This is a genomic window from Bifidobacterium eulemuris (assembly GCF_014898155.1).
Classification (GTDB): domain Bacteria; phylum Actinomycetota; class Actinomycetes; order Actinomycetales; family Bifidobacteriaceae; genus Bifidobacterium; species Bifidobacterium eulemuris.
On the sequence record NZ_CP062938.1, the window covers coordinates 1,078,300 to 1,091,792 of the forward strand.

Annotated in this window: 10 protein-coding genes and 1 tRNA gene; 5 read left to right on the forward strand and 6 right to left on the reverse strand. The window is 63.6% G+C overall.

Going from position 1 to position 13,493, the window contains the following annotated elements; translation table 11 throughout:
* Positions 1 to 306: 306 nt before the first annotated feature.
* Positions 307 to 987 carry a phosphate signaling complex protein PhoU gene (gene phoU, locus BE0216_RS04895; protein WP_094636677.1) on the forward strand — a complete coding sequence of 227 codons (681 nt, stop codon included), beginning with the start codon at positions 307 to 309 and terminating at the stop codon, positions 985 to 987.
* An 80-nt stretch (positions 988 to 1,067) separates the two neighbouring features.
* Here phoU and BE0216_RS04900 read toward each other — a convergent pair whose 3' ends face one another.
* The 4 genes from BE0216_RS04900 to lysS all read right to left on the reverse strand — a co-directional run bounded on the left by BE0216_RS04900 (position 1,068) and on the right by lysS (position 6,288).
* On the reverse strand, positions 1,068 to 1,808 hold the full coding sequence (locus tag BE0216_RS04900; RefSeq protein WP_072724996.1) for a phosphoglyceromutase: 741 nt from the start codon (positions 1,806 to 1,808) through the stop codon (positions 1,068 to 1,070).
* A gap of 73 nt (positions 1,809 to 1,881) precedes the next feature.
* Positions 1,882 to 2,997 (reverse strand): 1,4-dihydroxy-2-naphthoate octaprenyltransferase, encoded by a 1,116-nt coding sequence (gene menA / locus BE0216_RS04905; RefSeq protein WP_094636676.1) that lies wholly within the window; start codon positions 2,995 to 2,997, stop codon positions 1,882 to 1,884.
* Positions 2,998 to 3,349: 352 nt separating this feature from the next.
* Positions 3,350 to 4,471 carry a hypothetical protein gene (locus tag BE0216_RS04910; protein ID WP_094636675.1) on the reverse strand — a complete coding sequence of 374 codons (1,122 nt, stop codon included), beginning with the start codon at positions 4,469 to 4,471 and terminating at the stop codon, positions 3,350 to 3,352.
* A gap of 104 nt (positions 4,472 to 4,575) precedes the next feature.
* Positions 4,576 to 6,288, reverse strand: a complete 1,713-nt coding sequence (lysS, locus tag BE0216_RS04915) for a lysine--tRNA ligase (RefSeq protein WP_094636674.1) — start codon at positions 6,286 to 6,288, stop codon at positions 4,576 to 4,578.
* A 118-nt stretch (positions 6,289 to 6,406) separates the two neighbouring features.
* On the opposite strand from lysS, the gene BE0216_RS04920 reads away from it, so the two are divergent.
* From BE0216_RS04920 to BE0216_RS04935, 4 genes are all read left to right on the forward strand, one after another.
* Positions 6,407 to 6,480, forward strand: a tRNA-Pro gene (locus BE0216_RS04920).
* A gap of 92 nt (positions 6,481 to 6,572) precedes the next feature.
* On the forward strand, positions 6,573 to 7,760 hold the full coding sequence (locus BE0216_RS04925) for an MFS transporter (protein ID WP_094636673.1): 1,188 nt from the start codon (positions 6,573 to 6,575) through the stop codon (positions 7,758 to 7,760).
* Positions 7,761 to 7,855: 95 nt separating this feature from the next.
* Positions 7,856 to 10,012 carry a DUF4037 domain-containing protein gene (locus BE0216_RS04930; protein ID WP_094636672.1) on the forward strand — a complete coding sequence of 719 codons (2,157 nt, stop codon included), beginning with the start codon at positions 7,856 to 7,858 and terminating at the stop codon, positions 10,010 to 10,012.
* A 150-nt stretch (positions 10,013 to 10,162) separates the two neighbouring features.
* On the forward strand, positions 10,163 to 10,768 hold the full coding sequence (locus BE0216_RS04935) for a DUF4125 family protein (RefSeq protein ID WP_094636671.1): 606 nt from the start codon (positions 10,163 to 10,165) through the stop codon (positions 10,766 to 10,768).
* A gap of 3 nt (positions 10,769 to 10,771) precedes the next feature.
* On the opposite strand, the gene BE0216_RS04940 is transcribed toward BE0216_RS04935, so the two are convergent.
* Both BE0216_RS04940 and BE0216_RS04945 read right to left on the reverse strand, forming a co-directional pair.
* Positions 10,772 to 11,401 (reverse strand): DUF308 domain-containing protein, encoded by a 630-nt coding sequence (locus tag BE0216_RS04940; protein WP_094636670.1) that lies wholly within the window; start codon positions 11,399 to 11,401, stop codon positions 10,772 to 10,774.
* Between the two features lie 2 nt (positions 11,402 to 11,403).
* Complete coding sequence (locus BE0216_RS04945) at positions 11,404 to 13,293, reverse strand: PspC domain-containing protein (RefSeq protein WP_094636669.1); 1,890 nt, start codon at positions 13,291 to 13,293, stop codon at positions 11,404 to 11,406.
* Between the last annotated feature and the right edge of the window lie 200 nt (positions 13,294 to 13,493).

The following is a 13,493-nucleotide window of genomic DNA, read 5'->3' on the forward strand; positions in this document are numbered from 1 at the left end:
ACAGTTTCAGCACGACGATGGCGAACACCGCCAATGCGAACAGCGCGAACACGGCGAAGATCACGATGGACGAAAGCGACTGATCGGGCATGGCCTCCATTCTCCCACACTTCGAGCCCCCGTATGCGCGCACGGACGCGCATTATGCCGACACGCGACGGTCCAAAGTGAATGCCGGGTGAACTTCCCGGTGAATATTGCGATAACTTGCGGTGGTATTTTCGCCTTCGCTTTGCCGTGTGGGGCGAGCGAATAATACACTGGTACAGGTTGCATATTTTTCACAGCAGGAAAGGCACAAAAGAAATGCGCGTTATTTTCAACGAGGAGATGAAGCAGGTCGCGGACGACCTCGATCGCATGGCGCAGCGCGTGCGCAGCGCGATCAACGGCGCCGGCGAAGCGCTGCTCAATCAGGATGTCGAGGCCGCGCAGGCCGTCATCGACGGCGATATCGAAATCGACGCGCTGGAATCCAGCGTGATCGACCAGTGCGTGAAGCTGCTCGCCAAGCAGAACCCGGTCGCCACCGATCTGCGCGTGGTGGTCTCCACGCTGCGCCTGGCCGCCACCTTCGAGCGTATGGGCGATCTGGCCCGCCATCTGGCCGAGGCCGCACGACGCACTTATCCGGCCTCCCCGCTGCCCGCCGAGGCGCAGGATCTGTTCGCCCAGATGCAGGACTTCCTGAACGTCACCGCCGACCGTATGGTGACCATGCTTTCCGACCGCGACACCAAAACCGCCGAGCAGGTCATTATGGACGACGATCAGCTCGACGTGCTGCACCGCCAGACCTTCGCGCTGGCTTCGGATGAGAACACGCCGATGTCCCGCCAGCAGGTGATCGATGTGATTCTGCTCGGCCGCTTCATGGAGCGTCTCGGCGATCATGCCGTCTCCGCCGCGCGTCGCGTGGTGTTCATCGTCTCCGGTTTCGATCCGAGCAAGGAGCCGACCCGCGACGAAGGCACCGACATCGACTGACCGCTTTACGGCATACGAAAGAGGGACGATCCCGATTGGGATCGTCCCTCTTATACGTTTTACACGCTGTCGGATTCAGATCACTTCTGGCCCTGGGCGGCGACGGCGGCGGCACCGGCGGCGGCGGCCTCCGGATCCAGATACTCGCCACGCGGCTTGATCGGCTTGAAGTTCTCGTCCAGCTCGTACAGCAGCGGCATCGCGGTCGGGATGTTGACCTTGGCGATCTCCTCTTCGGTGAGGTCGTCGAGCATCTTCACGATGGCGCGCAGGCTGTTGCCGTGGGCGGCGATCAGCACGGTCTTGCCGGCCTTGAGCTCCGGGATGATGTCGGACTCGAAGTACGGCTTCACGCGCTCGACCACGTCGGCCAGGCACTCGGTCTCCGGAACCGGATCGCCCGCGTAGCGCGGATCGCCGTTCTGGGAGTACTGGTCGTTCGGATCGATCTCCGGCGGCGGGGTCGCGTAGGAGCGACGCCACAGCATGAACTTCTCGTCGCCGTACTCCTCGCGGATCTCGGTCTTGTTCTTGCCCTGCAGAGCGCCGTAGTGACGCTCGTTGAGACGCCAGTTGCGCTTGACGGGGATCCACAGGCGATCGGCCTCATCCAGCGCGACGTTGGCGGTGTTGATGGCGCGACGCAGCATCGAGGTGAAGACGATATCGGGAAGGACGTTCTTCTCCTTGAGCAGACGGCCGCCGTTCTTGGCTTCCTCAACACCCTGCTCGGTCAGCGGGACGTCGACCCAGCCGGTGAACTGATTGGTTTTATTCCATGCGCTCTGTCCGTGACGGAGCAGTACTAGTTTGTAAGACATGGCTTTAGTCTAGGCGACCTCGGAGACGAAACGCAACAGAATTCCGCCCTGTGGCGCAACGCATCCTCTGGGCTCACCACGACGCAAGGAATTGCGCGTATCCGATGAACACCACCACCCAGCACAAGGAGGACAGCAGCGCGTACATCCCGGCCGCGCCCAATGCCCTGCGATAGTCGGACCTGCGCACGCACATGCCGACATACACGGCATACGCCAGCGGCACCGTCAGCCACACACCGGACATCGTCACGTCACCCCACCGCATCCGCATCGAGTTGAACGCCAGCAGACTGAGCAGAACGGACAGCGCCAGCACCATATACAACGACGTCGTCGCCTTGCCCAAGCCGACTCGCGCGGCGTAGGTACGTTTGCCGGCGGCACGGTCGGTGGGGATGTCGCGGATATTATTGATCATCAGCAGCGCCACCGCGTTCAGTCCCGCGACGATGGCACCGGTCCAGAGATGGTCGGCGACGATCGAGCCCGTAATGGCGTAGCAGGTGCCCACCGTGGCGACCAAGCCGAAGAACACGAACACGAAAGCCTCTCCCCATCCGGCATATCCGTAGGGGTGTTTGCCGCCGGTGTAGAACCAGCCGGCGGCCAAGGCGGCGACGCCCACCGCCAGCAGCCACCAGCGTTGGCCCGCGATGATGACCGCCAGCCCGGCCACGCAGGCCACGGCGGCGGCGATGCCGGCGGCCGCCAACACATGTTTGGGATTCACACCCGACGCCACAAGACGGGCGGGACCGACAGCCGAGGCGTTCCCGCCGTTGCGATTGGTGGCGTCGCCACGACCGTTCGCGTCGTTCCGGGAGCTCTCGTTATTGACACCTTTGCCGCCGTTTCGACCATTCCCATCGATTCCGCCGCGCCCCGCATCCGTGCCGCGGATGCCGTCGGAATAGTCGTTCGCGAAATTCACCGCGATCTGCAACGCCAAAGCCACAATCAGACATGCGGCGAAGGCTATCCAAAACCATGCCGAAGGAGCACCGTCGGTCACTGCGGCCGTATCGCAACCACCGGCGACCTCGACGGCGGACAGCCCCACCACATCGCAATACCACCGCTGTTCCACCGAGCCCGACCAAGCCGCCGCCGCGCCCACCAGCACCGGCGCGATCGACGCCGGCAACGTGCGCGGCCGCATGCCGCGAATCCATATCGAAACGGCCATCTCTTCTTCCCCTTGTTGCATCGAAGCCATCATATACTTCACCACAGGTCGGAAGCCGACTTCATTGACGCATCCAGCCTATTCCCAGTGTACTTAGGGGGGGGGGGGGGGGGATTGAATTCCATCCGCGCCCGCATCCGCGTCTGTCATGATGGTTGGCAGTACGCCGTGACCGCGTTCGCGTCCAATCACCCGCATAAACGCGTTCCGTTGGAATATGAAAAGAGTTTGGTGTGTCGGATTTGCCTGACAAGGCTAATTCCTCACACCAAACTCGCGAATCAATCGTTATATGTGAGCAATGCCGTCAGACCCGACACACCAAACTCTTGAGTGCTGCCTATTGAGCCGTCTAGGCAGTGGGGCGTTCGTCGGAGGGTTGATCGGATTCGGGCCGGTCATTCGTCGGCTCCGCCGCGGGCTGATCGTCTGCAGGCCGATCATCCGCGGTCTGAACGTCCTCAGGTTGGTCATCCGCAGACTGAGCGCTCACCGGCTGGGGCTGTTGAACCGACTCGGGCGCGGATTGGGCATCCACCAGTTCGCCCTGCTGGGCACTCACGGATTCAGACTGCTCGGTCTGCTGAGCCGATTCGGGCGCAGGCTGGGCGTCCGCCGGCTGGGCGGGCTGAGGCTGCGCGGGCATAGTCTGGGTGAATGGCTGATCGGACTGGGCATATTGCGGCTGCGCGGGCACCGGCTGACCATACGACTGCGCGAGGTATGCCTGCTGTCCGGTCATCGGCTGAGCATACGGCTGCTGGACGCCCATCGGCTGAGCGGGATACTGCTGACCATACGGCTGGTTGTACTGCGGCTGTCCGTATTGCGGCTGCGCATAGGGCTGGCCCTGCTGCGGAGCGTACGCCTGTCCGGGCATCGGCTGGCCGTACGGCATGGACGCCATGGGCATAGGCTGGGGCTGGGCCTTCTTCTTACGCCGATAATCGATGACAAAGGCCACCACAGTGCCGGCAAACACAGCGATCGCGCCGATCACCAGCAGGTAGATGCCACCGCCGACATGACCGATTCCAAGTTCGGAAACCCATTCCGTCACCACAGCGGCCGCATAGACACTGGCCACGAATACGACGACGCCGAACAGCATCGCGGCCAGATACTTCTTGAACACCACCAGCACGGCCACCAGTAACGCAAGCACGATAAGCACCCAGCCATCGCCATTGTCGGTGAGGGTGAGGCTGGCGGAGAGGCCGTTCATTCGCAGGGACGCGGCCGGGAAGAAGCAGGCGAGAATCGTCAGCACGCATCCGACGAACGCGACGATGGCCGAGACGCCATACGAACGGCCGGCGATGGTCACCTCGGAGGCCTCCACCTTGCGCATGAAGTCGGCTGCGGTTGTTTTGGACGCTCCGGCGGCGTTCGGACCGGTCTGGTTCGGACCGGTCGGTGAGAATGGATTGGGTGCGGGATTGACGTTCGGGTTCGGAGTCTGGTTGGGATTCATGTCGTGACGCTCCTGGATCGGGGTATTCGTTCGCTGCCCCCATCCTACGACGAAAGCCCGGCGGAACCGGGCTTTCCCAGAAAGGTCACAGAAAGCTGACAGCGCTAGTTCAGCGGCTTCACCAATGGGAATGTGATCGTTTCGCGGATCGTCGCGCCGGTGAGCGCGATGAGCAGACGGTCGATGCCCATGCCGGTGCCGCCGGCCGGAGGCATGCCCACGCCGAGCGCCTCCAGGAAGTCCTCGTCGATATCGCAGGCCTCTTCGTCGCCGGCGAGCGCGGCCTTGGCTTGATCCACGAAACGTTCGCGCTGCACGATCGGGTCGTTGAGCTCGGAGTAGCCGGTGGCCAGTTCGAAGCCGCGCACGTAGAGATCCCACTTCTCCACCACGCCGGGCTTGGAGCGGTGGCCCTTGACCAGCGGCGAGGTCTCCACGGGGAAGTCGCGCACGAAGGTCGGCTCATAGAGCTTGTCCTCGTAGAAGTGCTCCCACAGATGCTCGACGAGCTTGCCATGGTTCTCCACGTCGTCGCGCTCCACGCCGAGCTTGTCGGCGATCTGGCCCAGACGCTCCACCGAGGTGCCGGGCGCGTCGGGTCCGCCGTTGGGGATGATCTCCTCGCCCAGCGCTTCGGACAGCGAATCGTACATGCTCATGGACTTCCATTCGCCGCCGAAGTCGTATTCGGTGCCGTCGAGCAGGGTCACCGTATACGAGCCGAACACGTCCATGGCCGTCTTCTGCACGAGCTCCTTGACGAGCGCGCCGATGGTGTTGTAGTTGCCGTACGCCTGATAGGCCTCGACCATGGTGAATTCGGGGGCGTGCGTGGCGTCGACGCCCTCGTTACGGAAGTCGCGGTTGATTTCGAACACGCGGTCGATGCCGCCGACCAGGCAGCGCTTCAAAAACAGTTCCGGCGCGATGCGCAGATACAGGTCCAGGTCGAAGGCGTTCATATGCGTGGTGAACGGACGTGCCGCGGCACCGCCGTGCACGGTCTGCAGCATCGGGGTCTCCACCTCGATGAAGTCGTGGTCGTCGAAGGTGCGGCGCAGCGAAGCCACGGCCTTGGAACGGTTGCGCACCATGTTACGGATGTTGCTGTCCGCGATCATGCCGATGTACGGCTTGCGCGTGCGGGTGTCCTCGTTCAGCTCCTTATGCAGGGCGGGCAGCGGCTGCAGCGCCTTGGCGGCGATGGCCCACTCGGTGGCGAACACGCTCAGCTCGCCCGTCTTGGAGGCGATGACGCGCCCCTTGAGATACAGATGGTCGCCAAGGTCGACGAGCTGCTTGAACCGCTTGAGCGAGTCGGCGCCGACCTCCTTCTTGGAGATCATGCCCTGGATCGTGGTGCCGTCGCCGGCGGCGAGCTGCACGAAGTTCAGGCCGCCCGCGTTGCGGATGAAAAGCACGCGGCCGGCGACGCCCACCACATCCTCGGTTTCGGCGCCGGCTTCCAACGTGCCGTCGTATTGGGCGCGCAGATCCTCGATGGTGGTGGTGACGTCCAGCTCCACCGGATAGGGGTTGAGGCCTTCCTTCATCATGAGGGCGCGCTTGGCCACGCGCATCTGCACCTGCTCGGGATGCGCCAGCGGGCCGAATTCCTTATTGCCCGGATCGATGGCCTCATCCAAGGTGGCACCGTCGTCGATGCGCGCGCGAATGGCGGCATCCTGCGCCAGCAGCATTTCGGCGCGTTCGACGGTGGTCATCCGGGGCGCGGCGGATTCGTTCTCGACGCTCTCCAGCCCCTCGACGCCTTCTGTGTTTTCGGTGTTTTCAGTGTTTTCGACAAGTTCAGACATAGAACGACAGTGTACGGCTTCAGGGTGACCGAAGCCGCCCGACGACGGACCACGGCGGCGCGGCGCGCCGATTTGTGTTTGTCTTCGGGTTCGTTGTATTATCTACGACGTTGTCTAACGGGCTGTAGCGCAGCTTGGTAGCGCGCTTCGTTCGGGACGAAGAGGCCGCGGGTTCAAATCCCGCCAGCCCGACAACTGGGTCAGATCCTTGCCTAGCAAAGGTCTGGCCCTTTTCTTATCCCGCTTCGCCGCATATCCACAATCCCACCCATATAGGAAAAGCCATGAAGAAAAGCCTGCTCGCGCTCGCTTCCGGCGCGTTCATCCTCGGTGCCGCCGAATTCGTGATGATGGGCATCCTGCCCCAGACGGCCGCCACGATGAACGTCGACATCCCCACCGCCGGCAACTACATCTCCGCGTACGCGATCGGCGTGTGCATCGGCACGCTGATGCTCGTGTTCGGCCGCAAGGTGCCGCCGAAGCGTCTGGTGATCCTGTTCATGCTGCTGGCGCTCACCGGCAATCTGCTGAGCACCGTGGCGGTGAATTCGCCGATGCTGCTGGCCGCCCGTCTGATCTCGGGCCTGCCGCATGGCGCGTTCTTCGGCACTGCCACGCTGATCGCCAAAACGGTCGCCGACAAGGGCAAGGAGGCGCAGGCAGTCTCGTTGATGGTGACCGGACAGACCGTGGCGAATATGCTCGGCGTTCCCGCGGGCACGCTGATGGCCGAGCATCTCAGCTGGCGTCTGGCGTTCGGCGTGCTCGCCGCATGGGCCGCGATGACCATCGGTCTCGTGCTGGCGTGGGTGCCGAATGTGCCGCCGGTGAAGGACGTCGGTCTGGCCGGTCAGTTCCGCTTCCTGAAACGCCGTGGTCCGTGGGTGATCCTCGCTGCCGTGTTCGTGGGCAACACCGGCGTGTTCTGCTGGTGGAGCTATGTCGCCCCCTGGCTGCAGCAGACCGGCGGATGGGGTTCCGATCTGGTGCCCGCGCTGATGATGCTCGCCGGATTCGGCATGGTGTTGGGTGGACTGATCGGCGGCCGCATCTGCGACCGTTGGCGTTCCGCCGGCACCGCCGCCCTTGGACAGTTCTTCTCCTGCATCGGCCTGCTGCTGGTGTTCCTGCTGCCCGGCAACCATGTCTCCACATTTATTCTGACGTTCTGGATCGCGTTCGGACTGTTCTTCATCTCCTCCCCGCAGCAGTTGCTTATGGTGGAGGCCGGCCAGGGCGGCGGCGAGCTGATCGCCGGCGCGGCCGTGCAGGTGGCGTTCAACGCGGGCAACGCGGTCGGTTCGGCCGTCGGCGGCATGGCGCTGACCATGTCCGCCATGGACTACCACTCCACGGGCCTGGCCGGCATGCCGTTCGCCGCCGCGGCCGTGGCGTTGCTCGCCTTCTACTCGCTGCGTTGCGAGACGGATACCGACGCCATCCACCGCATGCGTGAGATCCACGTCTGATCCGCTCCACACTGAGAGCAAGCTCACAGAGTATCGTCGCCTCCTCGCCGAACGAAACCAATAGACTGGTGGAAGTTCGACGAGGAGGTTGTGTTATGGCTGATGAGGAGACGCTGCTGGCCCGGTTCGCCGCGAGTTTCGCGCACGGTCCGGATGACGCGGACGACACCGATCCCCTCGCCGCCGCCGCGAACACCGCATGGCAAGGCACCCAAGTCTTCCTGAACGGGTTGGATGCGATTTTCGACGCGCATGAGGCCTCCACCAAGGCCGGTCCATACTTGGAACAGGCGATGATCGATGCGGAGAACGCGGGCGACGAGGCCGGACTATTCACCGTGCTCAACGAGACGATGGGATTCTACCGCTCGCAAGGCAGGCATCGGGAGAACCAATGGATCGTGCAGCGCACGATGGAGCTCGCCGCGCGCATGGGACTGCCGGCCGACAATCCCGAGGCCTGGTCCACCACGCTGATCAACTGCGCCACGACGATGCGCGCCGCCGGAGAATACCTCCAGTCCGAGGAACTCTATCGAATGGCGCTGCAATCAGCCGAAACCGCGTTCTCTCCCACCGACCGCCGGCTCGCCGCCCTGCATAACAATCTGTCGATGCTGTATAGCGAAACCGGGCGCGCGCCCGAAGCGCGACGCGAATTGGAAACGGCGCTGCATATCCTCGAATCCTCCAGCGTGAACCCAAACGAGGATATCGACGTGGCCTCCACCCACACGAACCTCGCACTCGCACTGCTCGCCATGCCGCAAGCCGGCGAGGCATTGGACGAAGCGGAGGATCATGCCGCAACGGCATTGCGCATCTACCGCGACGGGCATCTGGAACATTCCGCGCATTACGCTTCGGCGTTGGCCGGATACGCGCAGGTCGCCTGCGCGCGCGAACGCTATGGCGACGCGGCGGACCACTACCGCAAGGCGTTGGCGGTGATCGAGGAATGCTACGGCACAGACACCGACTACTACCGCATCACCGAATCCAACCTGCGCCACACCGAGAATCTGGCCCGCGAACGTGCCGAGGCCGCCTCCGCCGTTCCAAGTGACTCCTCCTCCGTCATGCTGAGCGGAGTCGAAGCATCTCAGAGATCCCTCGACTTCGCTCGGGATGACGAGGGGAGACGCAACCACGATGACGGCGGAACACACATCCACGGTGACGAGGGGAGACGCAGCCACGGCGAAGGAGAAACACGCAACCACGATGGCGGCGGAACACACATCCGCGGCCTCGAGCTCGCCCGTCGATACTGGCTGGCCTACGGCAAGCCGTTGATCGCCGAACGCTACCCCGAATACCAAGGTCGCATCGCCGCAGGACTTGTGGGCCACGGTTCGGAATGTTACGGCTTCGACGACGAGCTCTCCCAAGACCATGATTTCGGGCCACGCTTCTGCCTATGGCTCACCGACGAGGATTACGCCGCCATCGGCGAGCGCCTGCAGGCCGATTACGACGCGCTTCCACAGGAGGTCTTGGGCTATGGCCCGCGCGAATCCACGTCTCGCGCGCAAGGAGCGGGCCGCCGTGACGGCGTGTTCCGTATCGGCGATTTCTTCGAGTCGATCACCGGATACCGTCAGGCGCCGCCCGCCAACGCCCCACATGAATGGCTGATGTTGGACGAGGCGACGCTGGCCGCGGCCACCAACGGACAGGTGTTCGCGGACCCGCTGGGCGAATTCTCAAAAACCCGTCAGGGGTTCAAGCTCATGCCCGAGGACGTGCGGCTGGCGTTGATCTCCAAACGGCTTGGCATGATCGCGCAGGCGGGGCAATACAATCTGCCTCGCAGCCTCAAACGTGGCGATGGCGCGGCGGCATGGCTGTCGATCCAGGAGTTCGTCACAGCCGCAGGATCGCTGGTGTTTCTGATTAATGAGCCGGTTTCGGCGGGCTATATGCCGTATTACAAATGGCGGTTCGCCGCATTGCGGCGGCTTTCCTCCCGTATGGCGACACGATTGTCTGATGTGTGCGAACAGTTGGAATCGCTGCTGCGGCTTTCCTCCGCCGCCTGTTTCGGCGGCGCGGGATTCGGCGAAGGAGGCAAAGGCGCGACTCCGGCCGTCGAGACCGCCAACGCCACTGTCGAACACATCTGCGGGCAGATCGTCACGCAACTGCGTCGCGAAGGACTCACCAACAGCGATGAGACCTTTCTGGAATGGCAACGCCCCTACGTCGAGGAGCATATCGCCGATTCAAATCCTTGTCTGCATAGCTTATAAACGGACCGCAGCCCGTGCCGGCTTGCCAATGTCGTCCGGCCAGTTCCCGGACGACAGGATCAGCCGAAGGAAAGGTCCAACATAAAACGTGAATCGCCCTCGCTTCGGCGAATACTCAGCAAATCGATAATCGACGGCCAAGGAGGAAGGTTGAAGGAAATTATCAACACCATTATCCGGCTGGAGTGGGAGCAGTTCCAACGCACCAACAACGAGGGCGGACGCGCCGCCTGCCAAGGCAACTGGCCGACGTTCCGCCAGATGCGCGCCAGCCAGTTCCTCACGTGGGAACCGCCGTTGCTGGAAAGCTACCGCGACGACCTGTTGGAGGCCGACCGCACGGGACGCAATCTCATCACCGAGAAATACGGCCGCATGATGGCCTCGACCGTGCCCGCGGAATACCGGGAACGCATCGAACCGTATATTCCGCGCCTGTCTGAAGCCCGCGTGGCCACACAGGAGAGGATCATCGCCACGCAGGTGGCGTGGGCGGCCGATTTCCGCGAACGCTACCCCAAACTGGGACAGGCCATGCGCGTACTCACCACCGCCGAGGACACACCTGAGATCACGTCGTTCGAAACGTATCTGCGCGGCGAACTCGGCACGTATTCCGAACGCACGTTGGAACTCTACGAACGGATGGTCAATGAATACAAAACCGCCGGCCGCAACCTGACCGAGGAGACCATCCTCAATACCGTGCGGCTCGGCGGTTTCGCCGGCCTCGACGAGGCCGAAGCGGCTCAGTAGCGGCTACTCGCCCGTCGCCGGACTGTCGGAGTCTTCGCCGTCTTCTGCGCTCTGACGCTTGGATCGGACCAGCCCCACCAATCCCCAAATGATGGCGACCAGCACCAATCCGCCGCCGACGACGCCGAATATGGCACCGACCATCATGCGTGAATCGGCGACGAAATCCAGACTCAGAATCGGCGTCTCCATACCGAATACGATGGCGATCACGCCCATTATCGCGAGCAACACGCCCAACACGATGGTAGCGACGCTCGGCCCGGTTTTATGGATCACCGGACGTTCCGTCACCGGCTGCGGCGGCACCTGCACGAAGGGCTGAGGGCCGGGTTGTGCCCATGGATTACCGCCCTGCGGCACGGATCCGCCGCGCGCCGCCGAACCGCCGGACGGCGGCTGGGTGGCGTACAACGGCACCTGCGGAACCGTCTGGGTGTTCTGAGCATCCTGTTCGGCCCGCTCCTGAACCAACTCGTCAAGCGGCTTCGTCATATCAAGATCGTCCACCTCAGCAGATTCCTCGACCGTCTGAGATTCGTCAACCATATCGGCGGGCACGGCGTCGATGGTTTGCGTACGCTCGTCATCCGCAGGCGTCGGCATGACTGTGGTTTCGGTTTCGTCGCTCATAATCAGTTCTCCTTCGTAAGGGCCGACGTCGACGCGGCGCTGGCCAGCGTGCTGTCGGATTCGTAGACGACGCGCACCTGCGCTTCGGTCACGTTCTCCACATTGATGTACAAATCGACCCCGTTCACGATTTCATCGTCGTCTCTCAGCCACTGGTACTCGGAGCCATAGCTGTCGACCCAGTATCCGCCGGAGGAGAATCCGATGGACGCGCCCATGCCGCTGTCGGTCATGGCGGCGTATTTGCCGCCGAGCGCCGAGAAGCCGTGGATGAAGCTATCGCCGCTCTCCCCCCAGGCCCAGGTGCATCCGTCGGGGATCGTCACCTGCACCTGCGCCTTGGTGGCGCTGATGTTCAGCTGTCCCGCCGGACATCCCGACTCCACGGTTTGGCTTTCGCCGTCCAACCGCTGCGTCGTCAGATCATGCGTGCCGTAGCGCTCCTCCCAGTCGGTCAGGTCGATGTTCGCGATGCTGCGGTCATAGTCCATGCCGCGGAACACCACGCCGTCGTTAAGCGTTTGCATCTGCCGTTCGCTGGAGTCGAAGCCGTAGACGTCGTCGCCGAGGTTCACGACCTCATAGCCGTCCCTCGCCCACAACAGGCGCAGGTCGTCGTAGACGTACGAGTAGGCGGCGGAGAGGCACACCATGCAGAAGGCGAGGAACGCGGCGATCCACACGAATGGGTGCAGGCCTCCGGTGCGCCGTCCGATCAGGCCGAGCGCGACGATCACCACGCCCAGCAGCGCGCACACCGCGCCGCTCCAGATGGTGCCATAGCGGACCAGCTGTTCCAGACCGTCGACTCCGACGGGTCCGAGGAATCCTCCCACCAGCAGGGCTGCGGAGATGAGGATCAATCCGAGCGAGGCCAGCACCACAATGGGTCCGGCCGGCTTGCGGCGGGCGACGCGCGGTTTGACCGGACGTGGCGAGACAGAGAGCGGCACGGCATAAGTCGCCTGAGCCGGCGCATAGGCCGCGGCCGCGGGGCGTGGAGCCGTCTGCGGTTGGTTCCGGTACGCAGCCCCGCCCTGCGGCTGCGCCGGTGAGTCGGATTGAACCGGCGGCTCATAGTGATTCGATTGCGCCGGCATAGGTCGCGTCGCAGGCTCGGCGGGACCATAGCCCATCGTCGAAGGACTGCCGGAAGCGGCATAGGCGGTCCCTTGGGCAGCGGGAGGCGTGAATTGCGATGCGGTTCCGGCTGCGCCAGATGGAGCGCCCATACCGGAAGCGGCCGCCGCTGATGGCGCGGAGGTACCGGGAGCGCCCGTCTGCGGTGCGGGACCGTGGTGGGCGAAGCCGTATCCCTCCTGCTGGCGGATGCCGCCTTGGGCGAGGATCCACAAGGCCAGCACTGCCAGAGCGATGGCCAGCCATCCCGCGCCAGGAATGCAGATCGCGAGCGCCAGGCAGGCGAACGCGCCAGCGCAGCTCCAATCCCAACGTCCGGCGATGAGTTCCTCAGCCAGGATGCGTCCGTCGCGATCGTCGGGCATCAGCATCCAGCCAATGGCGTACAGCGCCGCGCCGAAGCCGAAGAGCAGCACGGAGGCGAGTACCAGGGCGCGCACGAGGGTCGGGCTCCAGCCCAGGCGTCGGGCCAGTCCGCTGCACACGCCGCCGATCCAGCGGTCGTCGCCGCGCGTGATGGCGCTGGAACGCACCCATACGAAGAAGCGTTCGTCCACGCGCGGTCGGTGTTGGCCCGACTGGTTCGGGCCGTACTGGGCGTATTGGCCGGTGTAGCCAGCCTGTCCGGCGTGGTTGGATTGGCCGGTCTGGCCGCCTTGCGCGTATTGGGATTGGCTGGGACTCCCGCCTTGGCCGTTCGTTTCGGAAGAGTGATAAGGCCCGGGCTGCGGGCCGCCATACATATCGTTCATGCTTCCATTACACCAAGCCGGCGTGCGAAAAAGCGTCGGGGAACACCCTGATTGTTCCCTGAACCTTGGGGAAAAGCCCCGATTCCATCCCCGCAAGGCGGCACAATGGAACCATGACTCGACCTGCGAACCCCATGCGACGATTCGGCGCGCGCACCAACCGCACAGACCATGCGCCCCGATACGCCGGCCAGTCGTAT